The organism is Mycolicibacterium sp. MU0050 (assembly GCF_963378085.1).
Taxonomy (GTDB): domain Bacteria; phylum Actinomycetota; class Actinomycetes; order Mycobacteriales; family Mycobacteriaceae; genus Mycobacterium; species Mycobacterium wendilense.
Map to the genome: position 1 here is coordinate 836,734 of NZ_OY726395.1, position 26,540 is coordinate 863,273.

At 66.2% G+C, this 26,540-nt stretch carries 25 protein-coding genes; 12 read left to right on the forward strand and 13 right to left on the reverse strand.

Features of this window, described 5'->3' with window-relative positions; all coding sequences use genetic code 11:
• Nucleotides 1–112 precede the first annotated feature (112 nt).
• From R2K23_RS03985 to R2K23_RS03995, 3 genes are read left to right on the forward strand one after another with little or no spacing between them, the layout of a single operon-like run.
• On the forward strand, nucleotides 113–1,069 hold the full coding sequence (locus R2K23_RS03985) for a metal ABC transporter substrate-binding protein (RefSeq protein ID WP_316514460.1): 957 nt from the start codon (nucleotides 113–115) through the stop codon (nucleotides 1,067–1,069).
• Nucleotides 1,066–1,782, forward strand: a complete 717-nt coding sequence (locus R2K23_RS03990) for a metal ABC transporter ATP-binding protein (protein ID WP_316514462.1) — start codon at nucleotides 1,066–1,068, stop codon at nucleotides 1,780–1,782. The genes R2K23_RS03985 and R2K23_RS03990 overlap by 4 nt, the downstream gene beginning before the upstream one ends.
• The gene (locus R2K23_RS03995) at nucleotides 1,779–2,648 is read left to right on the forward strand and encodes a metal ABC transporter permease (protein ID WP_316514466.1); all 870 of its coding nucleotides are present in this window, start codon (nucleotides 1,779–1,781) and stop codon (nucleotides 2,646–2,648) included. The genes R2K23_RS03990 and R2K23_RS03995 overlap by 4 nt, the downstream gene beginning before the upstream one ends.
• Nucleotides 2,649–2,658: 10 nt before the next feature.
• Here R2K23_RS03995 and R2K23_RS04000 read toward each other — a convergent pair whose 3' ends face one another.
• Genes R2K23_RS04000 through R2K23_RS04010 form a run of 3 tightly spaced genes read right to left on the reverse strand, consistent with a single transcriptional unit; the run spans nucleotide 2,659 to nucleotide 6,487 of the window.
• A complete protein-coding gene (locus R2K23_RS04000) occupies nucleotides 2,659–4,203 on the reverse strand; it encodes an acyl-CoA synthetase (protein ID WP_316514467.1) in 1,545 nt (514 codons plus the stop codon).
• Nucleotides 4,204–4,226: 23 nt separating this feature from the next.
• Nucleotides 4,227–5,162 carry an SMP-30/gluconolactonase/LRE family protein gene (locus R2K23_RS04005; protein ID WP_316514469.1) on the reverse strand — a complete coding sequence of 312 codons (936 nt, stop codon included), beginning with the start codon at nucleotides 5,160–5,162 and terminating at the stop codon, nucleotides 4,227–4,229.
• A gap of 44 nt (nucleotides 5,163–5,206) precedes the next feature.
• Complete coding sequence (locus R2K23_RS04010; RefSeq protein ID WP_316514470.1) at nucleotides 5,207–6,487, reverse strand: acyl-CoA dehydrogenase family protein; 1,281 nt, start codon at nucleotides 6,485–6,487, stop codon at nucleotides 5,207–5,209.
• Nucleotides 6,488–6,672: 185 nt separating this feature from the next.
• Between R2K23_RS04010 and R2K23_RS04015 the strand changes: the two genes are divergently transcribed.
• Nucleotides 6,673–7,416: an SDR family NAD(P)-dependent oxidoreductase gene (locus R2K23_RS04015; RefSeq protein ID WP_316514471.1), complete on the forward strand. Its 744-nt coding sequence runs from the start codon at nucleotides 6,673–6,675 to the stop codon at nucleotides 7,414–7,416.
• A gap of 35 nt (nucleotides 7,417–7,451) precedes the next feature.
• Nucleotides 7,452–8,084, forward strand: coding sequence for a TetR/AcrR family transcriptional regulator (locus R2K23_RS04020; protein WP_316514472.1), 633 nt, complete (start codon nucleotides 7,452–7,454; stop codon nucleotides 8,082–8,084).
• Between the two features lie 7 nt (nucleotides 8,085–8,091).
• Here the strand turns inward: R2K23_RS04020 and R2K23_RS04025 are convergent, their stop codons facing one another.
• The 4 genes from R2K23_RS04025 to R2K23_RS04040 form a co-directional block, all read right to left on the reverse strand.
• Complete coding sequence (locus R2K23_RS04025) at nucleotides 8,092–8,433, reverse strand: hypothetical protein (RefSeq protein ID WP_316514473.1); 342 nt, start codon at nucleotides 8,431–8,433, stop codon at nucleotides 8,092–8,094.
• Between the two features lie 24 nt (nucleotides 8,434–8,457).
• Nucleotides 8,458–10,026: a sodium:solute symporter family protein gene (locus R2K23_RS04030; RefSeq protein ID WP_316514474.1), complete on the reverse strand. Its 1,569-nt coding sequence runs from the start codon at nucleotides 10,024–10,026 to the stop codon at nucleotides 8,458–8,460.
• Between the two features lie 98 nt (nucleotides 10,027–10,124).
• A complete protein-coding gene (locus tag R2K23_RS04035; RefSeq protein WP_316514475.1) occupies nucleotides 10,125–11,354 on the reverse strand; it encodes an LLM class flavin-dependent oxidoreductase in 1,230 nt (409 codons plus the stop codon).
• Nucleotides 11,347–12,318, reverse strand: a complete 972-nt coding sequence (locus R2K23_RS04040) for a PLP-dependent cysteine synthase family protein (protein WP_396893000.1) — start codon at nucleotides 12,316–12,318, stop codon at nucleotides 11,347–11,349. The genes R2K23_RS04035 and R2K23_RS04040 overlap by 8 nt, the downstream gene beginning before the upstream one ends.
• Before the next feature lie 385 nt (nucleotides 12,319–12,703).
• Here R2K23_RS04040 and R2K23_RS04045 point away from each other — a divergent pair, with 385 nt between their 5' ends.
• On the forward strand, nucleotides 12,704–13,486 hold the full coding sequence (locus R2K23_RS04045; RefSeq protein WP_316514478.1) for a phosphatase PAP2 family protein: 783 nt from the start codon (nucleotides 12,704–12,706) through the stop codon (nucleotides 13,484–13,486).
• Here R2K23_RS04045 and R2K23_RS04050 read toward each other — a convergent pair.
• The 4 genes from R2K23_RS04050 to hxlB form a co-directional block, all read right to left on the reverse strand.
• On the reverse strand, nucleotides 13,483–14,787 hold the full coding sequence (locus R2K23_RS04050; RefSeq protein ID WP_316514480.1) for an alpha/beta hydrolase: 1,305 nt from the start codon (nucleotides 14,785–14,787) through the stop codon (nucleotides 13,483–13,485). The genes R2K23_RS04045 and R2K23_RS04050 overlap by 4 nt on opposite strands.
• A gap of 90 nt (nucleotides 14,788–14,877) precedes the next feature.
• Nucleotides 14,878–15,780 (reverse strand): phosphogluconate dehydrogenase (NAD(+)-dependent, decarboxylating), encoded by a 903-nt coding sequence (gene gnd / locus R2K23_RS04055; protein WP_316514482.1) that lies wholly within the window; start codon nucleotides 15,778–15,780, stop codon nucleotides 14,878–14,880.
• A 49-nt stretch (nucleotides 15,781–15,829) separates the two neighbouring features.
• On the reverse strand, nucleotides 15,830–16,456 hold the full coding sequence (hxlA, locus tag R2K23_RS04060; RefSeq protein WP_316514484.1) for a 3-hexulose-6-phosphate synthase: 627 nt from the start codon (nucleotides 16,454–16,456) through the stop codon (nucleotides 15,830–15,832).
• 42 nt (nucleotides 16,457–16,498) lie between these two features.
• On the reverse strand, nucleotides 16,499–17,026 hold the full coding sequence (hxlB, locus tag R2K23_RS04065) for a 6-phospho-3-hexuloisomerase (RefSeq protein WP_316514486.1): 528 nt from the start codon (nucleotides 17,024–17,026) through the stop codon (nucleotides 16,499–16,501).
• Between the two features lie 234 nt (nucleotides 17,027–17,260).
• Here hxlB and R2K23_RS04070 point away from each other — a divergent pair, with 234 nt between their 5' ends.
• Nucleotides 17,261–18,508: a LuxR C-terminal-related transcriptional regulator gene (locus tag R2K23_RS04070; RefSeq protein ID WP_316517042.1), complete on the forward strand. Its 1,248-nt coding sequence runs from the start codon at nucleotides 17,261–17,263 to the stop codon at nucleotides 18,506–18,508.
• Here the strand turns inward: R2K23_RS04070 and R2K23_RS04075 are convergent.
• On the reverse strand, nucleotides 18,488–19,438 hold the full coding sequence (locus R2K23_RS04075; protein WP_316514489.1) for an AraC family transcriptional regulator: 951 nt from the start codon (nucleotides 19,436–19,438) through the stop codon (nucleotides 18,488–18,490). The genes R2K23_RS04070 and R2K23_RS04075 overlap by 21 nt on opposite strands.
• Before the next feature lie 173 nt (nucleotides 19,439–19,611).
• Nucleotides 19,612–20,802: a cytochrome P450 gene (locus R2K23_RS04080; RefSeq protein ID WP_316514490.1), complete on the reverse strand. Its 1,191-nt coding sequence runs from the start codon at nucleotides 20,800–20,802 to the stop codon at nucleotides 19,612–19,614.
• A gap of 406 nt (nucleotides 20,803–21,208) precedes the next feature.
• Between R2K23_RS04080 and R2K23_RS04085 the strand changes: the two genes are divergently transcribed.
• Genes R2K23_RS04085 through R2K23_RS04105 form a run of 5 tightly spaced genes read left to right on the forward strand, consistent with a single transcriptional unit; the run spans nucleotide 21,209 to nucleotide 26,531 of the window.
• Nucleotides 21,209–22,177: a PDR/VanB family oxidoreductase gene (locus R2K23_RS04085; protein WP_316514493.1), complete on the forward strand. Its 969-nt coding sequence runs from the start codon at nucleotides 21,209–21,211 to the stop codon at nucleotides 22,175–22,177.
• A gap of 47 nt (nucleotides 22,178–22,224) precedes the next feature.
• A complete protein-coding gene (locus R2K23_RS04090; protein ID WP_316514495.1) occupies nucleotides 22,225–23,517 on the forward strand; it encodes a cytochrome P450 in 1,293 nt (430 codons plus the stop codon).
• Nucleotides 23,518–23,538: 21 nt separating this feature from the next.
• Entirely contained in the window at nucleotides 23,539–24,042 is a 504-nt protein-coding gene (locus R2K23_RS04095) for a cupin domain-containing protein (protein ID WP_316514496.1), read from the forward strand.
• Nucleotides 24,043–24,054: 12 nt separating this feature from the next.
• Nucleotides 24,055–25,062 carry a hypothetical protein gene (locus tag R2K23_RS04100; RefSeq protein ID WP_316514497.1) on the forward strand — a complete coding sequence of 336 codons (1,008 nt, stop codon included), beginning with the start codon at nucleotides 24,055–24,057 and terminating at the stop codon, nucleotides 25,060–25,062.
• The gene (locus tag R2K23_RS04105) at nucleotides 25,059–26,531 is read left to right on the forward strand and encodes an aldehyde dehydrogenase family protein (RefSeq protein ID WP_316514499.1); all 1,473 of its coding nucleotides are present in this window, start codon (nucleotides 25,059–25,061) and stop codon (nucleotides 26,529–26,531) included. The genes R2K23_RS04100 and R2K23_RS04105 overlap by 4 nt, the downstream gene beginning before the upstream one ends.
• The last annotated feature ends 9 nt before the right edge of the window (nucleotides 26,532–26,540 follow it).

The following is a 26,540-nucleotide window of genomic DNA, read 5'->3' on the forward strand; positions in this document are numbered from 1 at the left end:
CCTACGTTATTGGTCCGGCAGGCGGGGGTGGGGCCATCGCGGCGCGCCGCCGGGGCCCCGCGGAACGGTCCCCAACTGTGATTTCAGGGTTGTCGAACTTTAGACTACGGGTATGCGAACTGGAGGTGGCGCGATGCGGCGGGTCCGGACTCGATGGCGGCGCTCGGCGGCCGCGGCGCTGGGCGCGGTCCTGGTGGCCGCCGGCCTTTCGGCCTGCGCGCCGGCCGACCGTGGTGAGTCCGACCGGCCGGTGGTGCTGACCACCTTCACGGTCCTGGCCGACATCGCCTCGAACGTCGCCGGGGACCACCTGATCGTCGAGTCGATCACCAAACCGGGCGCCGAGATCCACGGCTACGAGCCCACGCCCGGGGATATCAAGAAGGCCGCCCGGGCGGACCTCATCTTGGACAATGGGCTGAACCTCGAAGCCTGGTTCGCCCGGTTCGTCGACGGTCTCGATGTTCCGCACGTCGTGGTCAGCGAGGGCATCGACCCCATCGACATCGTCGGTGACGCCTACGCCGGGATGCCCAACCCGCACGCATGGATGTCCCCGCTGAACGTCGGGGTCTACGCGGAAAACATGGCGGAGGCGTTTGCGAGGCTGGACCCTGACAACGCGCCGGAGTACCGGGCCAACGCCGCGGCCTACCGCGAACAACTGCAGCAGGTCCAGCAGGAACTCGTCGACCGACTCGACGCGGTGCCGCCGACGCAGCGGGCCCTGGTCACCTGCGAGGGCGCGTTCTCCTACCTGGCGCGGGACGCGGGGTTGACCGAGAAGTACATCTGGCCGGTCAACGCCGAACAGCAGGCCACCCCGCAGCGCATCGCCGCGGTCATCGAGTTCGTCGACGCCAACGAGGTGCCCGCGGTGTTCTGCGAGTCGACGGTCTCCGATGCGGCGATGCAACGGGTCGTCGAGGCCACCGGCGCCGAATTCGGCGGGGTGTTGTTCGTCGACTCGCTGTCGGCGCCGGACGGTCCGGTGCCCACTTACCTCGACCTGATCCGTCACGATGCGGCCACCATTGTCGCGGGCCTGTCCGGTGGTCAGCGTCGGTGACCGAGGTCCTGCAGGTCGACTCGGTCACCGTCCACTACGGACCGGTGGTGGCGCTCGAGAACGCGACGTTGTCGATCGGTGCCGGCCGGATCTGTGGCCTGATCGGCATGAACGGGTCCGGTAAGTCGACGCTGTTCAAGGCGATCATGGGGTTGGTGCGCGCCGACACCGGCCGCATCCTCGTCGAGGGCGCCACGCCCGCGCGGGCGCGCCGCAGCGGCGCCATCGGCTACATGCCGCAGAACGAGGCCGTCGACTGGAAGTTCCCGGTGTCGGTGCGCGACGTCTTGCTCACCGGCCGCTACGGCCACCTGGGCTTCACCCGTCGGCCGCGCCGCGCCGACCACGACGCCGTCGACGCGGCGCTGAGCCGGGTCGGTCTCGCCGAACTCCAGCATCGACAGATCGGCCAACTGTCCGGCGGACAACGCAAGCGGGCGTTCCTGGCGCGCTGCATCACGCAGAACGCCCGGGTGCTGTTGCTCGATGAGCCGTTCGCGGGCATCGACAAGCACAGCGAGGGCACCATCAGCGGGCTGCTGCGCGACCTCGCCGCCGGCGGGACCACCATCGTGGTGGCTACCCATGATCTGGTCGCCCTGCCCGACCTGGCCGATGAGGCGGTCCTGCTGATGCGGACCGTGCTGATGCACGACGCACCGGAAGCCGTGCTGCAGCCGCAGAACCTGGCGCGAGCGTTCGGTCGGTCATGAACGTCGTCGAAATCCTCCTCGAGCCAATGCAACTGGAGTTCATGGTCCGCGCGACCCTGATCACCATCGTGGCCTCGGTGGTGTGCGCCACGCTGTCGTGCTGGCTGGTGCTCATCGGCTGGTCGTTGATGGGTGACGCGGTGTCCCACGCGGTGCTGCCGGGCGTGGTGCTGGCCTACATCGTGGGGGCGCCGTTCGCCCTCGGGGCCGTGCTGTTCGGGGTGCTGGCCGTCGCGCTGATCGGGGTGGTGCGCGACACCAGTCGGGTCAAGGAGGACGCCGCGATCGGCGTGGTCTTCACCACCCTGTTCGCGTTGGGGTTGGTACTGGTCTCGGTGACACCGAGTCAGGTCGACCTCAACCACATCATCTTCGGCAACCTGCTCGGTGTCTCGCGCGCCGATCTGACCCAGGTCCTGATTCTCGGCGGAATCGTGCTGGCGGTGCTGATCCTGAAGCGACGCGACTTCACGTTGTATGCGTTCGATGCCACCCATGCGCACGCCATCGGGCTCAGCCCGCGCCTGCTCGGTGCCACGCTGCTGGGGCTGCTCGCGCTGACCGCGGTGGTGGCACTGCAGGCCGTCGGCGTGGTGCTGGTGGTCGCGCTGTTGATCATCCCCGGGGCCACGGCCTACCTGCTGACCGACCGGTTCGGGCGGATGCTGGTGATCGCGCCCGCCCTCGCCGCGCTGTGCGGTCTGATCGGCATCTACGTCAGCTACTACCTCGATGCCGCGTCCGGCCCCATGGTGGTGCTGGCCAACGGGGTGGCGTTCACGCTGGCCTACCTGTTCAGCCCGACGCAGGGCGTGGTGATGACGCGGGTGCTGCGGGTGGTGCGCAAGCGCGACCGGGTCGGCTGACGGTTCGGGCTCAGAGCGCCCGGCCGGCGGCCTGCCAATAGCTCTCGCGCAACTTGCGTTTGAAGATCTTGCCGGAGTCCTCCCGGGGCAGGTCCTCGGCGAAGTCGATGCGCCGGGGGATCTTGAAGCCGGCGATGCGCTCGCGCAGGAAATCCTGGATGTCGGAGGCGGACAGGTCCTCGTGGCCACGGCGGCGTTGCACCACCGCGCACACCGACTCGCCGTACTCGTCGTCAGGGATCCCGAACACGGCGCAGTCGGCGATGCCCGGCATCAGGTGCAGGGCGGCCTCGATCTCGGCGGGGTAGATGTTGACGCCGCCGGAGATGATCATGTCGACCTTGCGGTCGCAGATGAACAGGTGGCCGTCGTCGTCCAGATAGCCGATGTCGCCCGGGGCCACCAGCCCGTCGCGGTCGACGCCGGCGCGCTTGTTCTCGTCGTTGTGATAGACGAAGTCGCCGGAACCCGGTATCACCGCGGCGATCTCGCCCACGCTGTTGGCGGGAAGTTCGTTGCCGTTGTCGTCGAGGATGCGGATCACGGCCCCGACCATCGCCTTGCCGACCGTCCCGGGATGGTCCAGCCATTCCTGCGACGAGCAGAAGGTGACGTTCCCGATCTCGGTGGCGCCGTAGTACTCGTAGATGACCGGACCCCACCAGTCGATCATGGCCCGCTTGACGTCCGGTGGGCAGGGCGCCGCGGCGTGGGCGACGTACTTCAGCGACGAAAGATCGTAACGGGCACGAACTTCCGGCGGCAGCTTGAGCAGTCGGCTGAACATGATCGGCACCATGTTCAGGTGGGTGATGCGTTCGGCTTCGATGAGCCGGAGCAGTTCCTCGGGGTTGAATCGCGGCATCACGACGATGCCGGCGCCCATCCGCAGCGAGAACAGGGCGTGATTGTTGGGCGCGGCGTGATAGGCGGGACCGACGACAGCGGTGACCACGGTAGTCGGGTCGTCCACGAGGTGGAATCCGTAGCTCTGTGTGAACATCTCGGCGATGCGTTGCATGGCTTCCGGGCTGAAGGGCGGCCGCCGCACGCCCTTCGGTGTGCCCGTGGTGCCTGAGGTGTAGATGATGGTCGCGGGATAGCTCGCCGGGTCGAATTCCCGAGGGGTGAACTGGTCTCGCCAGGACTCCCACTCGAGGTCGCCGGGAGCAGCCTTGCCGTTCTGTTCGCTGATGCCGTACGCGTCGCGGATCTCCGGCGGTGTTTCCACGACCAGCACCGCCACGCCCTCGGGGATGGCGGTGCGCCGCTCGATCAGCAGGTCGGCGTGGATGACCAACGCCTTGGCTCCGCAGTCGTCCAGGATGTAGCGCACCTCGGCGGCCGTCGAGTGCCAATTGATCTGCACGGGAAAACAACCCAGGATGGCGGTGGCCATCGACGCCTCGAAGAAGGCGATGTCGTTGCGCAGACAGATCGCGACCGCGTCGCCGGGTTGCAGCCCCATGTCCTGGAGCCCCGCGGCCACCTGGGCGCTGCGGGTCTGGATCTCGCCGGTGGTGAACCAGCGATCACCACTGATGAGGTACGACATCTCGGGGACTCCCTTCCGGTGGGTCAGCGGCTGTGTGCCAGTGCGAGTCCCGGCCGCGGCCAGGGCATGCTCGCCAGGCGTCCGGTGCCCGACAACGTGACGAACGCGGTCCGCAGATCGGGGCCGCCGAAGCAGATGTTGGTGGTCAGCGGGTCGCCGGTCGGATAGAACTCGACGGTCTCGCCGGTCGGGTCCACCGCGGTGATGCCGCCGGCCATCAGCGTGCCGACGCACACCCAGCCCTCGCCGTCGACGGCCAACGAGTCCAGGCCGTGCATCTCGCGCTGCCCGCCGAGACCGCGCAGCACGGTGCCGCCGTGACCCGCCAGCCCCGGAATCAGTACCGGAGTGCCGGGGCCGCTGAGCTCCCACGAGATGAGCCGGCCGGTGAAGGTTTCGGCGGCGTAGAGACGCTTGCCGTCCGGGGAGAGGCCGATGCCGTTCGGACAGTCCAAGGGGAAGACCGCCTCGGTGATGGAGCTGCCGTCGGCTTTGCCGTAGAACAGGCCGGTGCGGTCCTGGGTGCGCTCGAAGGTGATGCCGAGATCGGTGAACCAGAAGCCGCCGTGGTCGTCGAACACGATGTCGTTGGGGGAGCGCAGGGGTCGGCCGTCGCAGCTGTCGTAGACTACCTCCACCTCACCGGTGTCGAGGTCGATCCGCTCGATGCGGCCACCGCTGTAGCGGCTCGGGTCGTGCGGGCCCGGCGCCATCAGCCCGCCGTGATCGGCCCAGGTCATCGAGCCACCGTTGTTGGCGCAGTAGAGCTTCCCATCGGGACCGACCGCCAGGCCGTTCGGCCCGCCGCCGGGCTCGGCGACCACGGTCTTGGTGCCGTCGGGGGCGATGCGGGTGATGCGGGCGTGGGGCAACTCCACGACGACCACGCTCCCGTCGCTCAGTGCAACGGGGCCTTCGGGGAATCCCAGGCCGTCGGCGATGATGTTCAGCTCGGACATGTCAGTTCACTTCCTTGCGTTTCGTCGGGACCGTGGTGCGGCGTTCAGGATTCGAGGAGTTCGGCGAAGCGCCGGATGGCCTCCTCGCGGCGGGTGGGGACGTGTTCGGTGGGCGTGTTGTCGGCCGGGGCGGTGTAGTCCCGCAGGATCAGCCGCGCGACGGTCTCGCGGTGGACCTCGTCGGGACCGTCGTAGAGCCGGGAGGCGCGCGCCAGCTTGTACATCCAGGCCAACGGCATGTCGTCGGAATAGCCCAGAGAGCCGTGGATCTGGATGGCCCGGTCGATGACGTCGTGGAGCACCTTGGCGCCGAAGAACTTGATCAGCGCGATGTCCTTGCGGGCGGCCTTGACGCCCTGCTGGTCGATGACCCACGCCGCGTGCAGGGTCATCAGCCGGGCGGCCTGGATCTCGGCGGCCGAGTCGGCGATCCAGGCGCGGACGGTCTGCTTCTCGCCCAGCACACTGCCATGTGCCCACCGGTAGGTGGCGCGCTCGCACATCATGTCGAACGCGCGGGTGGCCTGGCCCATCCACCGCATGCAGTGGTGGATGCGGCCGGGCCCGAGACGCTTCTGCGCGATGGCGAAGCCGTCGCCGACGCCGCCGAGCAGGGCATCGCCGGGCACGCGGACGTTGTCGAACACCACCTCGGAGTGGCTGCCGTACGGGCTGCGGGCATTCTCCGCATGATCCAGGGAGGCGATGTCGCGCAGGATGTTCAGCCCCGGGGTGTCGGCGGGGATGATGAACTGCGAGGTGCGGCTGTGGGCGGGCGCCTCGGCGTCGGTGACGGCCACCACGATCATGAAGTCGGCGATCGAGGCATTGGTGATGAACCACTTGCGGCCGTTGATGATCCAGTCGTCACCGTCCTTGACGGCGACCGTCGACATCCGGGTGGGGTCGGACCCTGCGTGGTCGAGTTCGGTCATCGCGAATGCCGAATACATCTCGCCGGCGAGCAGAGGTTTGAGCCAGCGCTCCTTCTGCTCGGCCGTGCCGGCCTCAGCGAGAATTTCGCTGTTGCCCGAGTCGGGCGCCTGGTTGCCGAACACCAGTGGCGCATACGGAGATTTGCCGAGGATCTCGTGCATCAGGCCCAGCTTGACCTGACCGTAGCCCTGGCCACCCAGCTCGGGACCGAGGTGTGCCGCCCACAGGCCCTGGGCCCGCACCTGCTCCTTGAGCGGTGCGATCGCCTTGAGCATCTGCGGCCACGTGAGGTCGAGGATCTCCAGCGGGAAGATCTCGGTCCGGACGAACTCGTCCATCCAGTCCAGCTTGGCCTGAAATTCCTGATCGGCGAACAGTTCGGTGATCACTGCGGGTCCTTTCGACGGCGGCGGGTCGACTACCGCTTACGGCCGACCCTAACCCGCAAAATATCGGCTGTCTACTACATTTTTAGGGGCGACAGATCTGAAGATTGCAGACCAAAATAGCCTGATCCGGTGCTTTACGGGCGACTTTCGGCCACATCAATAGGCTGACTGCTACATTAATCATCATGACGAGCTTCGAAGACCGCGTGGTCGTGGTAACCGGTGGCAGCCGCGGGTTGGGCCAGCAGATGATCAGGACTTTCGCCGAACGCGGGGCGCATGTGGTGATCGCCAGCCGCAAGGTGGCCAACTGCGAGGCGTTGGCCGACGAGGTTCGCGCTCAGACCGGTGTGCGCGCGTTGGCGGTGGGCTGCAACGTCAGCGACTGGGCGGATTGCGACCGGCTGGTGGACGCCGCCTACGGCGAGTTCGGCCGGGTTGACGTGCTGATCAACAACGCCGGGATGTCCCCGCTGTATCCCAGTCTCGACCAGGTCGACGAGGCCCTGTACGACAAGGTCATGGGGGTGAATCTGAAGGGCCCGTTCCGGCTTTCGGCGGCAATCGGTACCCGGATGGCCGCCGGCGACGGGGGCGCCATCATCAACATCAGCTCGATCGCGGCGATCCACGCCGACCCCAGCACGGTGCCGTATTCGGCAGCGAAGGCCGGGCTCAACGCGATGACCGGCGGTATGGCCCAGGCGTTCGGGCCGAAGGTCCGCGTCAATGCCATCCAGTGCGGGCCGTTCCTCACCGATATCTCGGACGCCTGGACCCCGGAGGTGCGCGCGCGCTTCGAGGCCGCCACCGCGCTCGGGCGTTGTGGGGAGCCCGAGGAGGTGCTCGGTGCGGTCCTGTACTTCGCCGGCACGGAGTCCTCGTACTGCACCGGGGCGATCCTTCGACTCGACGGTGGCATGGCCTAGGGCCGCCGCGCGCCCCGTAGACCAGAATCAGATCCATGCAGACGCCCACGGACTCGGCACCGCCGACGTCGCGCCGCCCCGGCCGGCCGCGCGGCAGCGTGGCGGCCAATCGTGAGGTGACCCGCGACCGGATCCTCGATGCGGCAACCGAACTGTTTGCCGCCCAAGGATTTCACGGCACCAGCGTCGCCGAGATCAGTGCGCGGGCCGATATCAAGACCGGCGCCCTGTACCACCACATCAAGTCCAAAGAGGAGCTGCTGTGGGAGATCCTGCGCGGCTACACCGGTAAGGCGCTGGCGGCCGCGACCGCCGTCACCTCCGGCGCCGGCGGACCCGTCGACAAGCTCGGGGCGCTCATCGACGTGCACGTGGAGGTCATCACCGACCACTGGCGCGAGGTCGCCATCCAGACCCGTGATGCGTCGGCCCTCAACGCCGAGCACGGAGTGCAGCTGCAGGCCCTGCGCCAGGGCGTGCAGGACTGCTGGGAACAGGTCATCCGTGAGTGCTGGCCGGACAAGCGTGAATCGGAGGTCCGCATCGTCGCCAGCGGACTGCTGGGCATGGTGAATTCACTGTGGTACTGGTATCGGCCGGAACGCGGCGATACCCCGGAGGAGATCGCCAAGAACTTCCGCGACGTGGTCATCGGGGGCGTGGGGTAGACCAGGCTCAGGAGACCTGACCGGGACGATCCCCGCGCAACTCGAGGACGAACGCCACGATGACCGCCGCCGCCGTCCCGAGCCCGCTCAACGCCAGCACGTACCAGAAGACACCGCTGTATGAGGCGATGATCAGCAGGATGAACGACGTCAGGACCGCCAGGGTGGCCTTCCAGGTGAAGCCGGGCACCAGGGCGACCTCCGCGGCGTCGAGCTCGTTGTCCAGCGCCTCGGTCCCGGCACTGGCCGCCAGCTCGCGGCGGATGCGCAGGAAGCTTTGGGTGCCGACGGCCAGGTAGATCACGGCGAGTACCAAACCGATGGTCGCGCCGATGTAAAAGAGGGTCACAGGAATGCCTTTCGGGTGTTTCGGCTACTGCTTGACGGCGGGTTCTGCCGGAGCGGCCGCTGCCTCGGCGGGAACCGGGACGGCCGCCGCCTTGCCGGCCGCGCTGGCCGCATCACGCTCCAGCAGTGCCGCCGTGCCTCCGGTGAGGCTGTCGAAGTCGAACTTGGTGCCGGCGCGCAGGCTGACCACCACCGAGACGATCGCCGAGGCCGCGATCAAACCGATGATGCCGAACAGCGGCCCGTAGGTGGGTCCGAGCGTCTCGCGCAACGGGCCGCCGACGAGGATGCCGGCGAGCACGCCCGCGACGTACCCGGTGCCGGTCATCCGCGACCAGAAGATGCTCAGGGTCACCGGGATCAGCAGGCTGGTGCCGTAGAAGTACACCGTGGTCACCAGGTTCACGTAGTCGATGCCGGTCAGCACCACGCCACCGGCGATGGCGGCCGCGACGATCATGCTGGTCTTGGTGATGGTGAACAGCGTGCGCTCGGACACGTTGGGCCAGTACCGGTGCACGACGTCCACGGCGACCAGGGAGGTGACGCCGGAAAGGGCGCCGTCGATGGCCGCGAAGCACGCGTTGACCACCACCAGGGTGTAGAGGGCGATGATGAAGATCGGCAGGCCGAGGCTGGCGATGACGTGGGGCCCGACCGCGCCAGCACCCAGGGAGCCCAGCTGTTCGGGTGTCACGCCGTAGGCGACGCCGATGAAGCCGAGCAGGCCCAGCGCCAACGGGATCGGGTAGAACCACACGCCCGCCCACAGGAAGCTGCGCCCCAGGTCCTTGGGGCGGATCGCCCACACGCGTTGCCAGAACGACTGGTCGGCGATGACGTTGGTCAACAGGCCCAGCGCCAGGGCCAGGCCGAAGCTGGCGGCGGTGACGGGGTTGAACGGGTTCAGGTGCTCGGTCTCCAGCGCCTTGACCTCGTTGAAGACCAATTCCGCGCCGCCGGCCTTCGCCAAGGCGAACAGGACCACCACCGAGGAGCCGACGCCCAACAGCAGGGTGTTCAGGGTGCCCGTGACGGCGGAGGTCGTCAGCCCACCGAAGTAGGAGTACACGGTGACGACGATGATGCCGGTGATGACGATGCTGATCGGGGTCAGGCCGAAGATCTTGTTCATGACCAGCACAAGTCCGGCCAGGTTGATCATGATGACGCCGAGCAAGGCGCCGATCAGGAAAACCAGTGTCGCGACACTGCTTACCGAGTTCTGGAACCGCGCGCGGATGAACTCGGCAAGCGTGTATCCCGACGGCATCTTCTGGCGCAATTTCAAGGCGAACGGCACCATGATGATCACCGCGAGACCGTTGGGCACGATGAACCAGATCAGGCCGGAGGTGCCCCAGGTGTAGGCCTGGGCCGACGACAGCATCACCGCCATGGACCACGTCCACACCGAGATCAGCGACGCGACGCCGAAACCGAATCCGAGGAGCCGGCCGGAGATCACGAAGTTGTGGGTCGTCTTGACGGCGCCCTTGATCACCAGGGCGATGGCCAGTAGCACCACGCCGGGGGCGAAGAGCAGCACATATCCCAATGTGCCTGATTGCTGGATGAATTCGAGGTTGGGCACTGTGGGCTCCTTAGCAGGGAGAGGGGGTCAGGCTGTGGTGGTGGGACGGAAGGGCGCGGCGCAGGTGTGCGTGCCGCGGTCCCGGTGGGGTACGGGCGTCATGCCTGGGCCGCCGGCTTCCAACCGAGTTCGGGCGCGATCTCCTCGGCGAACAGTCGCAGCCGTTCGGCGTCCAGGTCCGCGCCGTAGGTGCCCTCTCGGACCGACGGGAACAGCCCGATGGTCGGGAAGAAGTCGGTGACAAAGCCCAGCAACGCCGGGTCGTCCCGGAGCTGCTGCACGATGTCCTTGGCGGAACCGGTCCGCGCCACGGTCTGGAGATACTCCTTCGGAGACAGCGCCCCCAGCTGCGGGAACCGAGGCGCGAGGCCCTCCTGCGTGGCCGCGACCTGCGCGCCGAGCGTCTCGGCGATGGCGTCGATGCTCTCACCGTGAAACGTGAAGCGCTGCGCTCCAATTCGTGCGTCGTCGAGACTGCCGTACAGCGCCAGCCATTCGTCGAGGAAGGCGACGATGAACCGGAGCTGATGGTGGATCACATGATCGTGATAGGCGCCGATCATGAGCCCGTTGCCATTTCGCGCGATCTTGCGGGCCCGGTCCTCGCTGCTGGCCGTCTGCCAGAGCCTGCCCCTGAGCTCTGGCGTGCTGGGGAAGATGTGCTTGGGCTCGAGATCGGCCGCCGCCTGCTGGCCGGCGACCGAGTCCGACGAGGAAAGCTGTTGCGCCGACGAACGTCCCGGCGCGGCATCGGCGCCGTTGGCGTGGATATTCACCACCAGGGTGTAGTCCGAGAAGCTCCGGCGCTCCAAGAGGCTCTGCAGAATCTCGAGATTCCGGTCGAAGAACTCATGTCTTGCCGAGAAATCGATGCCAAAGGTGTTGAATGCCTGCAGGTCTCCGCGGGCACCGCCCAGGCCAACCTGGAGGCGGCCGCCGGAGATCTCGTCGAGCACCGCAAGATCCTCGGCGAGGCGGATCGGGTGCTCGAACGGCAGCGCGATCACCGCTGTGCCCAGATCGATCCTGGTGGTCCGCGCCGCGGCGGTCGCCAGTAGCACCAGCGGTGAGGGAACGCTGCCATCCTCGGGGCTGAAGTGGTGTTGCCCGATCCAGACACTGTCGTAACCGATCTCCTCGGCGGCCACGATCGCATCGACGAGTTCGGCGTAGGTGATCTTCGCCGGCCGGTCGGCGGGGCTGGGAACCTGGGTGAAGAAGCCCAGTTTGAACTGCTTGCCGGGCTGGCGCAGCTGGTCTGCGCGCTGGTGAAGCTGCTCGTCGGAGAGCTGCGTCTGCTTGTTGGTCGTCTGCACTGATTCAGGCATGGGTGCGAAGGGCTCCGTCCTCGTCGAAGGTTTCCTGGAACAGGTAGCTGGAGATGTAGCGATCGGCGGAATCCGGAACCAGCGCAACGATGGTGCGCAGGGACGGATCCTGGCGCGCGGCGACCTTGCGGGCGGCGGCTACCGCGGCGCCCCCGCTGACGCCGGCGGGGATTCCCGCGTATCTGGCCAGATCCCGGGCCGTGGCTGCCGCGTCGTCTTCGGTGATCCGGAGAATTTCGTCGACTACGTCGTCCTCGAAGTTCGGGCTCTTGAAGTTGGGGCCCAACCCGTACAGCTTGTGGGGATTGAAGTTCTCGCCGCTGAGCACCGCGGAATTGTCGGGTTCGACCGCGAAGATCTTGATGTTCGGGTTCTTCTCCTTCAGGATCGAACCGACGCCGCTGACCGTTCCGCCCGAGCCGACACCGAGCACCACGGCGTCGACGTCCCCGGCGGTGTCGTCCCAGATCTCTCGCCCCGTCGTCTCCCGGTGCACTTCCCGATTGACGGGAATAGTGAACTGGTTCAAGAAGAATGCGCCCGGAGTGCGGGTGGCGATGCGTTCGGCCTCCTCCAGGGACCCCCGGACGCCGTCGGCTGCCGGTGTGAGCACCAGCTCGGCACCGAGGTTCTGGATGACGACCTTTCGCTCGTAGCTGGTGTCCTCATAGATGACGATCACCACGCGATAGCCGCGGCTGGCGCCGGCGGCCGCCAGGCCGATGCCGAGGTTTCCGCTGCTCGCCGCGACGATGGTGCCACCCGGGGCCAGCTGACCGGTGCGCTCTGCGTAGTTGATTGCGCCGACGGAGAGTCGGTCCTTCACGCTCGCGGTGGGGTTGTAGTACTCGAGCTTGAGCAGCAGCTCCGCGTTGTCGACCGCGAGCTGATTGGTCAGACGGACCAGGGGCGTGTTCCCCACCGTCTGGGTCACGTTGTCGTAGATGCGTTTTGGGCCAGTCACCAGTGTCATTCCATGTCTTCGAAGGGGGCAGAAATCGCACCGTTGTCACGGATGCGCAGCGGCCGGCGCGGGGGCCGGGAGAAAACGCGCTCGGGGAAGGCGTCAGCAGATCAGCGCTGTCGCGGCGTTGTCGCAAGGGCGACAGTCCGCGGTCACCACAGTCCTGCCTTCATCGGGTGAGCCTTCGTTCTAAGCGTCGTGGGAGAAATGGGCCGTGGGCCGGAAGAGAAGCTAACAGCGGGTATTGGGGCGTCGGAATAGATAAATGCACGCCGAATTTAAGGACGAAGCACGCGTCCGGTCGGGCCGCCGGAATTCTCAGCGCATGCTCAGCCTGCAGAGGCAATAGTGAGTCATGCATGGTGTTCCACCCGCAGTATTCAAGGTGGTCGAGGATGCATTGTTCGGCCCGGCCGGGGCGCCGACGTTGATGGCGGTACTGACGGCCACCAGTTTCCTGCTCAGCGCCCAGATCCAACAGTGGAACGAGCGCCGTAACGTGGCCGTGGCGCTGCGGATGGCGGGGCTGCTCACGCTGCTCGGCACGGTGGTTGTCAACATGCACAGACCCGGTTGGCTGCAGGCGGTCGACAGGGTGACCGCGTCGTGGATGGCGGGGCACCGATCCGAGAACTTGAACCTGGTTGCGTCGACGGTCGGTGATGTGAGCAGCCCGGGTGTTGTCGCCCTCGGTGCGCTGACCGCTGCGATGCTGCTCTCCTGGCGGGCCCGGTCGGTGCTTCCGGGTTTGGTCGTGCTGGCCACGGTGGCACTCGCCGGGCTGGTAACCGTCGCGCTCCGAACAGTGCTGACCCGCCCGCACCCGCCGCCGGCACTGCAGATGACGGCGGAACCCGGCGGCTGGCTTCCGCCCGGCCACGTCGCCGTCGGTGTGGCCCTGGTGGGCATTGTGGCTGTCTGCGGCCTGACCAGGGGGCGCCGCAGCGCTCGGCTGGGGGTGACGGTCGCGGTGTGCGCGGCGGTCGTAGGCATGGTCGTCGCGCCGGTGTATCTGGGGCAGCGCTGGCTCAGCGACGACATCGCCGGGGCATTGCTCGGGGCGGCGGTGGTGTATCTCGGCGCTGTGGTGTGGATCGCCGCGCTGCCGAGCCGGTCGACCCTGCGACGAGTCCTCAGCTACCGAGGGCCGCGAAAACGTCTGCCCTAGACAAGATTCAATTGGTGGGCCAGCCACGGGAGTTCACGGCCGAGCCCTGCGGAGAACACCCGCCAATCATGCGCGCCGGGAAGCTCGAGATAGTGGGTGTTCATTCCGGCTGCCTGGGTCGCGGCATACACCGCGCGAGAATCGCCGACGGTGTCGCTGTCACCGGCGCCCACGACGATCGCCCCAGCGCTGCCCGGGTAGCGGTGACTGCGTAGCAGGTCCAGCGGATTCACCCGAATGAAGGGCGCGGGATCGCCGCTGAAAGTCTCGGCCAGGGTTTTCTGGCGATCGCCCAGGCCCGGTTCGGCCGCACCGGAGATGTCCAGAAAGGTGGGGTACACGTCGGGATGATTGGTCGCCAGCTGCAGCGCACAGGTGCCGCCATAGGACAGGCCCCCTACGGCCCAACTGTGCGGATCGGTATCGACGGTGAGATAAGTCCTGATCCACGCGGGCACGTCTCGCGACAGGTAGCTGTCGGCGTTGCCGCGGCGTGAATCCAGGCAGAGCGGATCGCCGAACTCGCTGCCCGTCCCGTCGGGTACCACCACCACCGGGGCCAGGCCGGCATGGGCTGCGGCGAAGGAATCCATGGTTCCCACAAGGTTTCCGGCGGTCAGCCAATCCGACGGCGTCCCGGGCTGGCCCGCGATCAGCACCAACACCGGAAGCTGGGGCCGTGGATCGGCGAAATAGGCCGGTGGCAAATAGATCTCGGCGTTGCGTGCCGAGAAGCCCGATACCGGCGACGGAATCGGCGCTGACGCAGCCTTGCCCCGCGCGGGAAGCTGCGGTGGAACAGCCCAGCGCGATGCCACCGGATCGGCATCGGCCATCACCCGCACCGACGCGTCGTCGCGGGGGAGTGGGACTTGATCGAACTGGCCGGTCCCCAACGCATCGGCCGCGGTCGGATAGACGCCGAACACCGCGTTGACTTGATTGGCGCAGGCCGCCACGACCACTGCGGCCGCGACCAGGCCGGCAAGGGTGCGCGGTAAACGCCGGTCGGACACCACCGGGACGATCGCGGCGCTGATCGCCAGCATGGCCATGCCGATCCACACATAGACCGCTGCCTGCGAATCGTCCGGGATCAGCAGCCACACATTGCGCGCCAAATACGTGACAACCACCGTCGCGGTCGCCGATACCGCGAGGCATCCCGCCACGACCCGGATTCGGGAGTGCTGCGATGTGCCGGACCACCACAACCTCCACACCAGCACAGCCGTAGCCGCGATCGCGGCGCCATGCAGCACAACGGGCAACCAACCGGACAGCAACGGCCAACTCAGCACAATTCGTGACTCCCAGCTCAATTCGCAGGCTGGTAACCAGTGCACTCCACCATCCAACGAGGCGCCTGTGGAGGCACTGAAGATTTCCTGTTAGCGCTGGTCGGCCGCGGGCACGGCGGGTTCCACCGCGTGGCCGCCAAACTGCCTCCGTAGTGCCGACACGGCCTTCATCGTCGGGGAGTCGGACTGACGCGACGCGAACCGGGCGAACAGCGCCGCCGAGATCACGGGAACCGGTACCGCATGCGCGATCGCTTCCTCAACCGACCACCGGCCTTCCCCGGAGTCCTCGGTGTACCCGGTGAGCGAGGCAAGCTCGGGGTCCCCCGAGAGGGCGTCGACCAGCAGGTCGAGCAGCCACGACCGCACCACGGTGCCAGCCGTCCAGGCCTGCAGTACGGCGCCGGGATCTGCGATGGAATCCTCAGCGAGGAGAAGCTCGTAGCCTTCGGCGTAGGCATGCATGAGTCCGTACTCGATACCGTTGTGCACCATCTTGGCGTAGTGGCCTGCGCCCACCGGGCCGGCATGGACAAAGGAATTGGCGCGTGGCCCCGGTGGGCGCAGCGCGTCGAAGACCGGAGCGAGGAACTCGATATCGGTGGGGTTCCCGCCGACCATGAGGGCGTAACCGTTGTCGCGTCCCCAGACCCCGCCGGAGACACCGCAGTCCACGAACCGGACTCCCCGGGCGCCGAGCAGTGCGGCGTTGACCGGGTCGTCGGTGTAGCGCGAATTGCCGCCGTCGACAACCAGATCGCCGGGCTGGAGCCGTTCGGCGAGCCCGGCGATCACGCTGCGAGTGACCTCCCCGGCAGGCACCATCAGCCACACGATGCGTGGAGGTGACAATGCCGCGACCAGTTCACCGAGTGTGGCGACGTCGGAAGCCTCGGATCCGGGGTCGTAGCCGATGGCGTCGTGACCGTGTTCACGGAGTCGCTCGCGCATGTTGGCGCCCATCCGGCCCAGTCCGACGAGTCCGAGTTGCATAGCCTCACCAATCCGTGCGGTCAACTGTGTAGGGGAGTGCCGACGGCCGTCAGCCGAGGGCGGATTTGAGCGCCTTGGCAGCCGCGGCGGGATCCTCGGCGCCGTAGATCGCGCCGCCGGCCACGGCGACTTCCGCGCCGGCGTCGCGTACCGCGGCGATGGTGTCCACCTTCACGCCGCCCGCGATCGAGAACGGGACGCCCGCCTCCCTGCCGTCCTCGAGCAGGGTGTTGATCGAGTAGCCGGGTTGCGCCTGCTCGTCCAGGCCGGCATGGATCTCGACGAATGCCACACCGAGTTTGGTGATCTCCCGGGCGCGTTCGACGCGATTGTCGACGCCGATCAAGTCCGCCACGACCCGCTTTCCGTGCTTTTCGCCGGCTTCGACGGCCCCCTTGATGGTGGCGTCGCTCGCAGCGCCCATGACGGTGACCAGATCGGCCCCGGCGGCGAAAGCCAGGTCCGCTTCCAGGAATCCGGCGTCAGCGGTCTTGAGGTCGGCGAAGACCTCCTTGTCGGGATGAGCGGCCTTGACCGCGCTGATCACGCCGAGGCCCGCGCTCTTGATCAGCGGGGTGCCGAGTTCGATGATGTCGACATAGGGCGCAACTTTGTTGGTCAGTGCCAGCGCGTCTGCGGTGGAGAGCAGATCGACGGCAACTTGCAGTTTTGTCATGAGATTTCTCCTGTTGTGTTGTGCGGTGGTTTATTTCGATGGTCAGCCGATGTTCGCGTGTCGACGCCACAACCTCTCAGCCGTCTGATTCGTTTGGTTCCAAAGGGATTGGAACAGCGCGTCGAAGCCCAGCAACACCGACTGCTCGAATAGGCTGCCCGCGTACTGGCTTGTCACCGATCCGGTGTGGTCTTGTTTGTCGGCGGCCGGCAAGACGAGCACCTCATCCGCCCGTTGCGCAAGGGGCGAACTCCGGGCCGTCGTGACAACCAGCACCGTTGCGCCGACGTTCTTCGCGGTGTCAGCGGCGGCCACCGCCGATGCCGTTGTCCCGGAACCGGACACCGCGATCAACAGGTCACCCTCCCCGACGGCCGGGGCGGTGACCTCGCCCGCGACGTGTACGCGGAGGCCGAGGTGCATCAGGCGCATCGCGGCCATCTGGATGGCCAGTCCGCTGCGGCCACTGCCGATGGCGAACACTGACCGCGCGGAGGTGATGAGGGTGCCTGCACGGTCCCAGGCCTCATCGGAGATGGCGTCGAGCAATCGCGAGTTCTCCTCGATCACGATCTGCCGGCCAACTTTGAACGGTGTTGGTGGTGCTGTCGCGGTGGTCATCGATGCTCCTGGGGTAGCTGAGTTCTGCTGACCAGCTTGCAGTTGCGGAGGCTGGAAGACACCCCGCCATCGGGTGAGTCTTCGCTAGCCTCTCGGCCATTTCCGTTCGGCAGCCGAAATGCCTACCGTGTAGCGGTGGGCAGCTACACCGAGGTCCCAGTAGGTCGGCTTTCTCCGCAGGCTCTGGCCTGTCTTCGCGAGGTGGTCGACGGTCCGTTGCCCGATATCGCGGCGCGCCTGTCCCGATTGCTCGCCGAATCATGGCCGCACGAAGCCCTGGTGATCTTCACCCGGGAATGTACCGGCCGTCCGAGAAAGGTCGCCGGCAAGGACGACATCGTCGACCGGGTCACCATCGATGAATTGGCCGACCTCAAACGGTCGGTGGAACCGGGCGGCGTGGCCGCAGGGCTTCGGCTTTTTGCCGGTGTGCAACAATACATCTGGGTGGTGCGCGACGTCAACGGCGTGCTTTTGGTGATCGTCCCGAAACGGCGCGGTGCGCAGACCGTCGACCTCGGCCCGATTGCCGCGGTGTTCGGTATCGTCGCGACGTCGATCCAGCAGCAGGTGACCCAGGCGAGCCCGGACTACCTGGCCGAGTCACGTGCGGCTTCGGCCGAACGCGCTCGAATCATCACCGAACTCACCGAGATTCACGATGCGACGTTGTCGTCGATCCTGGCCACTCTGCGTTCCAACGACCTCGATGATCGGCGTTCACGCATCACCGCCAGTGAGACGGCTTCGGCCGCATTGATCGAGCTGCGAACCAAAGGGGCGATGGATCGTGCGCTGTCCGAGGAGGCCGTCACTACAGCGTTCGCCCGGTTGCAGGGTGAGCTGCGGTCGATTCTGCGGCACCGCGACATCGACGTCGACTACGTCGAGCCACCGGCGGACGGCCGCCCGCTACCCGGTGAGATCGCCCACGCTGCTCGGGCCATGGTTCGTGCGGTCGTGCTCACCCTCAGCGCACAGACGGTGGTCACGCGCATCCGGATCGCTTGGGACTGCGACGGATCCAACCTGGCCATCGAAGTCCGCGACCAGGGGCCGGGCACGATCGACTGCAACGCACTATCGCGCCAGTTGTCCGGTCGGGTGCAGACTCTCAACGGACAGATGGACATCGAATCCATTGCCGGCTGGGGCAGCCGAATCGTTCTGCGGGTGCCGTTGGATCCACCGGTATCTCGGTCCGATGACCACATCTTCTCCAGTTTGAACCCTCGCGAGCTCGCGGTGCTGTCTCAACTGGCCGACGGTGCGAGGAACAAGGCGATCGCCGCAGAACTCGGCATTGCCGAAAGTACCGTCAAATTCCATGTCGCCAGTGTGTTGCGCAAGCTCGGTGCCGAGAATCGTGGTGTGGCAGGGGCGATGGCGGTCCGTGCGGGAATCGTGGGGTCAGCCCCGCAGCGTCGCTGACGGCGCTACGCCGAACTTTTTCTTGTACGCCATCGCGAAGCGGCCCAGATTCGCGAAACCCCATGTGTGCGCGATCTCGGCCACGCCGGTCGTCGACGGATCCGCCGTGATCAACGCCGCATGAACGCGGTCGAGCCGGACGTCGCGCAGATAGGCCATCGGTGTCATCCCCACATACTCCTGGAAGGACTCCTGCAGTCGGCGCACGCTGCATCCGCCGATGTTGGCCAGGTCGGCGGCGGTGAATGCACGATGCGGGTACTCCTCGATCGCGTCGATGACCAGCTTCACGGTGCGCGGGCGCAACACCTCGCTCGGCCCCTGCAGTTCGTTCTGGAAGCGGTGGCCGGCAGCGAAGATCAGGCCCATCACAATGCCGTCTTCGAGGTGGCTTGCCAGCAAGGGATAGCGAGCCAGGGCAGCGGTTCGGTCGGCGGATCGAAGCTCGCGATCCAGTTGCTGGACCATCCGCCACCAGGTGGCGCCCAGTCCCGAATCGATTTGCAGCGATGCGTCGAAATCCACCGTGTCCACCTCGGATCGGCCGAGGATCGACTGCAGGCGATCCTCGACCGCTGCCCGGTCGATCTTGATGGTGAGCACCCGACTCGCCGCGTACCACTTGCGCAGGAGGGTGTGCCCTGTCGGGCGGTAGATCGTGGCTACCCGCGGAGTTGCCTGGGTGAGGGTGTGCGCGACCTTGGAGTCGATCGCTCCGCTGAGTGGGACGTTGACATGGTAGGCGGTGCGAAGCTCCGCGCAGTCGATCTCCACGTCGGAGGCGTAGGTCAGTTCACCAAGCGTCAGAGAGTTCAGCGTGCTGGTTCGCAGGACCATCTCGAAGGGGACCGATCGGTCGAGAACCTTCATCCGCTGCGGATAGTAAGAGCTGCTGCCGAGCTCCTGCGCCTGCTCCGGGTCCGCGGCCACCTGGGTGCGGACGGGGATCCGACCCGCGCCGCCAAGAGTTTTCAACCCCGCTCCTATCTGTCGTAGCGCTTCCCTGCCCCGGTTCCGGCGCTGGTCAACTCACTGGTGAGGCTACCCATAGAACCGAATTGTCGTGATCGATCCGGGGATTCGGTCCGATGGGCTGACCGCGGTCAGTGAACGGTGACCTCGAGGCGGTTGAAGCCCCGCAAGACGTGATTGAGCGCCCGCTCCGGCGAACCCGATATCTCGAACCGTTCGACGCGGGCGATGAGCGCCTCAAGTACCGCACCGATCTCCATCTTCGCCAGGTTCATTCCTAGGCACGCGTGTGGCCCGGCCCCGAACCCGAGATGGTCGATGGGGTTCCGACGGACGTCGAACCGGTCGGGATCGGGATACTTGACGGGATCACGATTGGCTGCACCCCAGAGGATCAGCGCGCGCGAACCTGCGGGCAGCGTGGCGTCGCCGAACACCGCATCTTGCAGCAGATAACGGGACCACCCCTGGATCGGCGACTCCATCCTGAGCACTTCATTGATGGCACTCGGGATGAGCTCCGCGTTGCCGCGCACGGCGTCCCACTGATCGGGGTGCTCCGCGAACAGATAAACCGCGCTGGCGATGGCAGAGATCGTGGTGTCGAGGCTCGGGCCCATGTAGTCGATCATCAACGCCGGGCATGCCGATGGGTCGATGACTCCGCGTGCTGCGGCGTGGTGCACCGCCTCAGCCCAGCTGCCTGGTTTCAGCTTGCCGGGCACCGCCTGCGTCGTCGCGTATTCCACCATCTCCTCCAGCACGGGCATCGAAGCACGGGTGCGCTCGTTGTCCGGGCCGAAGCAGTTGAACATCTGCGTGGCCCACACCAACATCTGGCTGCGGCCCTCCTCGGGCAGTCCCACCAGGTTCGCAACGATGTTGACCGGCAGATGCTGGGCTAGATCGGTCACCGCGTCGAATGTCTTGCGCATTACTAGGTCATCGACGAGTTCCTTTGCCATCGAGTCGATCTGCGGTTTGAGAGGTTGCAGGGCCCGGGGCGTGAGCGGATCGATGATCACTCTGCGCTGAGCCGCGTGCCGTTCGCCGTCACTGCACAGCGTGTTGCCCCGCAACACCTGGTTCATCGTCTCGTTCATCATCACGCCGCTGGCCGAGGAGAACGTCTGCCAGTTGGTCAGGGCCCGCTTCGCCTCGGCGTAACCGGTGAAGGCATACATCTGGAGGTCGGTCAGCCAGGCGATGCTGCCCAGCTCACGCAGCTGGCGATAACCTTCCCACGGGTCGAGTAATTGTGCCGGAGCGTAGAGGTCGATCGATGAATGCGGGACTCCGGCTCCCAATTTTTCGTCAACCATGTTGCCTCCTGGCGTTCGCAGTTGGGAATTGGTGCCTGGTCGTGGACCGGCACTCAGCGCTGTGGGTCTGTCACGGCGGTCACCGCACGTCCTGTGGGACAGCACTATTCGTTGAATGAAAAGTACTTCGGTAGACGGAAACTATCCGGTATCTTTCAACACAAGTCAAGGGGATGCCCACGCAGGTGGCCACACCGCGAGGAATCCGAGCGCCTCCGACCGTCGCCCTGTCGTCTCGGCGCGTGTGCGCAACGAGGGTGTGATCGGGCTGCGAATGTCCCACCCAGGTGGGCGCCCTCACATTCGTCGCGCAATCTGACCAGTTGCCGCGCAAACGGGGTAGTTCACCACGTCGACCAGCCATAACGTCATCCACACACCTCGCGCATCGTTAAAGGCATGGCACATGAACTCCTCAGAAACACTGTGGGTCACCGTTTCCCAGGTCACCCACGAAGCCGACGACATCCGCTCGTTCGAGCTACGTCCCCTCGACGGTGGCCCGTTGCCGCCGTTCGAGGCCGGCGCACACGTCGACGTGCACATCGGTACCCAGTACATCCGGCAGTACTCGCTGTGCAACAACCCCGCCGAACGCGACCGCTACGAGATCGGTGTGCTCAACGACCGCACCGGCCGCGGCGGATCCACCGCGCTGTTCGAGCTCTTCGAGGTAGGGCACAAGGTTCAGATCAGCGTGCCGCGCAACCACTTCCGGGTCGATCCTGAAGCGGAGCATGTTCTGCTCATCGGCGCTGGGATCGGCATCACACCCCTGCTTTCCATGGCCGAGCAACTGCACTCGGCCGACAGATCGTTCGAGCTCGTGTACCGGTCGAGGTGCCGGGAACGCGCCGGGTTCGTCGAACGGATCAACACCGCACCCTGGTCCGGTCAGGCGCAGATCTACCTGAGTAGCGAGCTCGTACAGCCGTTCGAGCTCGATACGGTGCTGGCCTCGGCGGCGTCGGGCACACAGGTGTATACGTGCGGCCCGGAGGGGTTCATCGCGGCCGTGGAAGCCGCTGCCGGCCGGGCGTTGTTGTCGCCCTCGGCCGTGCGCAAGGAACTGTTCACCAATGCCAACCTGAACACCGCCACCGGCGAACGGGAGTTCAAGGTCACCCTCGCCCAATCCGGTGGCACCTACACCATTCCGGTGGGCCGCTCCGTCGTCGATGTGCTGCAAGAAGAGGGCGTCGACGTGCTGGTCTCCTGCGAATCGGGCGTGTGTGGATCCTGTGTCGTCGGTGTCATCGACGGGGTGCCCGAGCACCGCGACGTCTTTCTCACCGACGAAGAACGTGCCTCCAACGCGGAGTTCACCCCCTGCTGTTCCCGCGCTGTGGGCGACCACCTCACTATCGACCTCTGACGTCCCCAGACCCCTGTCCAGCGCCAACCAGAGAAAGAGGAAAACGAATGACAAGCACCGTATCGAAGTGCCCCGTGTCGAAGTTTGCCGCGGACTTCAACCCGTTCACCAATCCGTACCTGGCCGATCCCTACACGCCGCTGGCGCAGGCTCGGCGGGAGGAGCCGGTCTTCTACAGTCCCGAGTTGGACTACTTCGTCGTCACTCGCTATGCAGATGTACGCGCGATCTTCCGTGACATCAAGTCGTTCTCGGCCGAAATCGCGCTCGAGCCCATCACGCCGATGTTCGAGTCGTCGATCCAGAAGATCATCGAGGTCGGATACGTCCCCGGACCTGCGCTGGTGAACGAGGACGAGCCCGGACACATGAAGCGCCGGAGGCGGCTTTCCGGCATGTTCACGCCCGAGTCGGTGGCCGCGCTCGAACCCCGTATCCGTGCTCTGGTCAGCGGGTACATCGATGAATTCGTCCGGCGCGGCAACGCGGACATCGTCGAGGACATGGTCTGGGAGGTGCCGGCGCTGGTCGCGTTCCTGTTCATGGGCGTTCCCGACGAGGACGTCCAGCGGGTCAAGCAGTTCGCCACCCGACGTACGTTGCTGACCTGGGGGCGGCCCAACGAGGCCGAGCAGAACACCCTGATCGACGAGATCGGCGACTACTGGAATTTCTGCAAACAGCACGTCGAGCGGACGCGGCAGAACATGGGCACCGACTTCGTCAGTGAGGTCATCCGTGCCAACGAGGAAGACCCGGAACTGTTCGACGAGATCTCGATGTACAACCTCATGCTGAACTTCCTGTTCGCGGCGCATGAAACCACAACCAACGCCTCGGCCAACGGCATCAAGACCCTGCTCGAGCATCCCGACCAGTGGCGGGCGATCTGCGAGGACCCCAGCCTCATTCCCAATGCCGTCGAGGAGATCCTTCGCTACAGCTCGTCCGTCATCGCCTGGCGCCGGCTCGCGCTGAAGACCGTGACCGTGGGTGGGGTCGAAATCCCCGAGGGCTCCAAGGTTCTGGTGGTCCTCGGCTCGGCAAACCATGACGAGGAGATGTTCGCTGACGGCAAGCAGTTCGACATCCGTCGCGAGGGGGCGGCACGACACCTGTCCTTCGGTATCGGCACGCACACCTGCCTGGGCGCCCCGGTGGCCCGACTGGAGATGAGGGTCATCATCGAGGAGTTGACCCGACGGCTGCCGCATCTGCAGATCAAGCCCGGTCAGACGTTCACGTATTCCCCGAACACCTCGTTCCGAGGACCGGAACACGTACTCGTGCAATGGGATCCGACTCAGAACCCGGTGCCCGAAGACCGTCCGCTGAGCTGACACAGACTAGGAGAACGGGATATGACCACCTACACCACCCGGTTCGGGTCACTGGATTCCTACGATCCGGGCAAAGTTGTCATCGTCGACGATGATCCCCGCAACTACGCCTTCTCCAACGTGTTCGACGTGGCGTCGCGGGCCCAGCCGTTCGAGAAGATCGCAGTGGCCAAGAACCTCGAATACGTGCTCGAGGTCGTCCGTGTCGAGAACACCTCGCCCTGGCGCACCTGCGCGCACGACGAGTTCGCGCTGGTGATGGACGGAGAGGTCACGTTCGAATTCGTCGACCTGGACACACCGCCCGACAACCTGCCCGACGGTGGGTCCGTTGCCCTGACCGGCGAACCGTCCGGCCCCGAAATGGGCACCGTCATCGCCCACCAGGGACACATGGCACTCCTGCCCGCCGGCTCGGCGTATCGCTACTCGGCTCCCCGCCCGGCGGTGCTGCTGCTGCAGACGGTCGAGGGGCCGGACACCGTGTACCGCTGGTCCGAGATCTGCCAGACCACCATCAACTAAGGAGCCGTGACGATGAGCACCGACACCATCAGACCCGACGTGAGCCCGGCGGAGGGAAGCCGACCGACCAACACCCACGGGTACCGCGAATTCGAGCTCGGGGCGTTCCATCTCAGCCGCGACGAGTACTTCGCCTACATCACCTGGCCGACCGGCCAGCACGTGATGAGTGTCGACTCCTTCCTGCGCGCGCTGCAACGCGACGTCGCGTGGGATTTCTTCTACGGGATCGTGAACTTCGACGGTGTGTTCGGCACCACCAACCACTACGGCACCGTCGACGTCTTCGCCGGCCGGTACAACGATGCGTACCGGAAGGCCGAGCTCGATCACGTTGAAACGCTGGACACACCGGTGATCCGGGAGGTCTTCGTCGACATCATCAAGGACTGGACCAATGCCGGATTCGACCCGTTCGCGTCGCCGGCGGAGACCGGAAGCGCGTTCGGCGTCAAGCGGGGCGACAACCACGAGGCGGTGAGCCGTGAGCGGGTGACCGCGCAGCGGATGGTCGGCGTGGCCGGCGACGAGCAGCCGCGCAGCGACGACTCCGGGTACCCGATCAACCGGCAGTTCCTCGATGTTCCGCAAGATGAGCCGCAGGTCAAGCCGGAACCGGGATACGAGGACCGCATCGCGGCATTCAGTTTGAAGGCCTACCTGTCGCGCTCGGACGTCACCTGGAATCCCAGCGTGGTGTCGGTGTGCCGGGAGTCGCTGATGTGCCCGACGACCGAGGAGTACATCCTGCCGATCATCCACGGCAACGATCGCTCCGAGTGGTTCATCCAGCTCTCGGACGAGATCACGTGGGAGGTGGAGGACCGCGATACCGGGCGCAAGCGCGCAACGGTGGTGATGAAGCCCGGCGACGTGGCGGCCATGCCGGCCGACATCCGGCACCAGGGCTATTCGCCCAAGCGCTCGATGCTGCTGGTCTGGGAGAACAACAGCAGTCTGATCCCCGAACTCATTGCCGAGGGCAAGATCTCGCCGCAACCGGTGGAGTTCGCCGGATGAACACCCCCAACCAGCTCTTCATCGACGGCGAGTTCGTCGACGCGCTCGCCGGCGGGACGGTGGCGGTCCACGACCCGCACGACGGGTCGAAACTGACCGACATCGCCGAAGGGCGCGGCGAGGACATCGACCGGGCCGTGGCGGCGGCGCGCAAGGCGGCCACAGATTGGGCGGCGACGCCCGCCGCGGACCGCGGTCGGCTGCTGTTGCGGCTGGCGGACGCGATCGAGGCGAGCGGGGACGAACTGGCCCTGCTCGAAACCCGCGACACCGGGCACCCGATCAGGGACACGACCCGCCTGGACGTGCCGAGAACCGCGGCGACCTTCCGGTATTTCGGCGGCATCGCCGACAAGTATCAGGGCAGCGTGGTGCCGGTGGAGCGGGGCTTCCTCAACTACGTCCAACGCAAGCCGGTGGGGGTGGCCGGATCGATCGTGCCCTGGAACTTCCCGCTGATGTTCACCAGTTGGAAGCTGGGCCCGGCGCTCGCGGCCGGCAACACCGCCGTGATGAAGCCCAGTGAACTGACTCCGCTGTCGACGTTGCGGCTGGCCGAGTTGATCGCCGAGGTCGGGATTCCGCCGGGGGTGGTCAACATCGTTCCCGGTTACGGGGACACGGCGGGTCAGCACCTGGCCGAGCACCCCGACGTCGACAAGATCTCGTTCACCGGGTCGACGCAGGTGGGCCGCGGCGTGGTGCATGCCAGTGCCGGGAATCTGAAGCGGGTCCAACTCGAACTCGGCGGCAAGGGAGCCAACATCGTCTTTGCCGACGCCGACATCGACCAGGCCGTCCAGGGTTCGGCGTTCGCCATCTTCCACAACCAGGGGCAAGCCTGTATCGCCGGCAGCCGACTGCTCCTGCACGAATCGATTGCCGACGAGTTTCGGGAGAAGTTTCTGGCGCTGGCGGCGTCGATCCGGGTCGGGGATCCCAAGGACCCCGGAACCGAGATGGGGCCACTGACCAGCTCCCTGCACCAGCAGCGGGTGCTGGAGTGGGTCGATACGGCGCGAACGGAAGGATGCCAGATCCTGCTCGGCGGCACCGTGCCGGACGAGGCCCCCGCAGCGGGCTGTTATGTCGCACCGACCGTCGTGGCGGCGGCCACCGGCACGCGAGTCACCCTCGAGGAGGTGTTCGGTCCCTTCGTCACGGTCGGCACATTCACCACCGATGACGATGCGCTGACCCAGGCCAACGCCACCCAATACGGCCTCGGGGCCGGGTTGTGGACCACGGACCTGGCCCGCGCGCATCGGTTCTCCGACCAGCTGCGAGCCGGAATGGTGTGGGTCAACAGCTACAAACGGGTAAATCCCGGGTCACCCTTCGGTGGCGTCGGGGGATCGGGCTACGGCCGAGAGATGGGATTCGAGGCTATGCACGAATATACCGAGGCACAGTCGATCTGGATCAATACCGAGCGACTCCCACCCTGGTACCCGCGCGACCAGGCCTGACCGTTAGCT

What these genes read in the sequence shown, in the direction of transcription:
- R2K23_RS03985 (WP_316514460.1), top strand. Translation starts at nt 113, where the DNA reads ATGCGAACTGGAGGTGGCGCGATGCGGCGGGTCCGGACTCGATGGCGG.
- R2K23_RS03995 (WP_316514466.1), top strand. Translation starts at nt 1,779, where the DNA reads ATGAACGTCGTCGAAATCCTCCTCGAGCCAATGCAACTGGAGTTCATG.
- R2K23_RS04000 (WP_316514467.1), bottom strand. Translation starts at nt 4,203, where the DNA reads ATGTCGTACCTCATCAGTGGTGATCGCTGGTTCACCACCGGCGAGATC.
- R2K23_RS04005 (WP_316514469.1), bottom strand. Translation starts at nt 5,162, where the DNA reads ATGTCCGAGCTGAACATCATCGCCGACGGCCTGGGATTCCCCGAAGGC.
- R2K23_RS04015 (WP_316514471.1), top strand. Translation starts at nt 6,673, where the DNA reads ATGACGAGCTTCGAAGACCGCGTGGTCGTGGTAACCGGTGGCAGCCGC.
- R2K23_RS04020 (WP_316514472.1), top strand. Translation starts at nt 7,452, where the DNA reads ATGCAGACGCCCACGGACTCGGCACCGCCGACGTCGCGCCGCCCCGGC.
- R2K23_RS04035 (WP_316514475.1), bottom strand. Translation starts at nt 11,354, where the DNA reads ATGCCTGAATCAGTGCAGACGACCAACAAGCAGACGCAGCTCTCCGAC.
- gnd (WP_316514482.1), bottom strand. Translation starts at nt 15,780, where the DNA reads ATGCAACTCGGACTCGTCGGACTGGGCCGGATGGGCGCCAACATGCGC.
- hxlA (WP_316514484.1), bottom strand. Translation starts at nt 16,456, where the DNA reads ATGACAAAACTGCAAGTTGCCGTCGATCTGCTCTCCACCGCAGACGCG.
- R2K23_RS04080 (WP_316514490.1), bottom strand. Translation starts at nt 20,802, where the DNA reads ATGGTTGACGAAAAATTGGGAGCCGGAGTCCCGCATTCATCGATCGAC.
- R2K23_RS04085 (WP_316514493.1), top strand. Translation starts at nt 21,209, where the DNA reads ATGAACTCCTCAGAAACACTGTGGGTCACCGTTTCCCAGGTCACCCAC.
- R2K23_RS04090 (WP_316514495.1), top strand. Translation starts at nt 22,225, where the DNA reads ATGACAAGCACCGTATCGAAGTGCCCCGTGTCGAAGTTTGCCGCGGAC.
- R2K23_RS04095 (WP_316514496.1), top strand. Translation starts at nt 23,539, where the DNA reads ATGACCACCTACACCACCCGGTTCGGGTCACTGGATTCCTACGATCCG.
- R2K23_RS04100 (WP_316514497.1), top strand. Translation starts at nt 24,055, where the DNA reads ATGAGCACCGACACCATCAGACCCGACGTGAGCCCGGCGGAGGGAAGC.
- R2K23_RS04105 (WP_316514499.1), top strand. Translation starts at nt 25,059, where the DNA reads ATGAACACCCCCAACCAGCTCTTCATCGACGGCGAGTTCGTCGACGCG.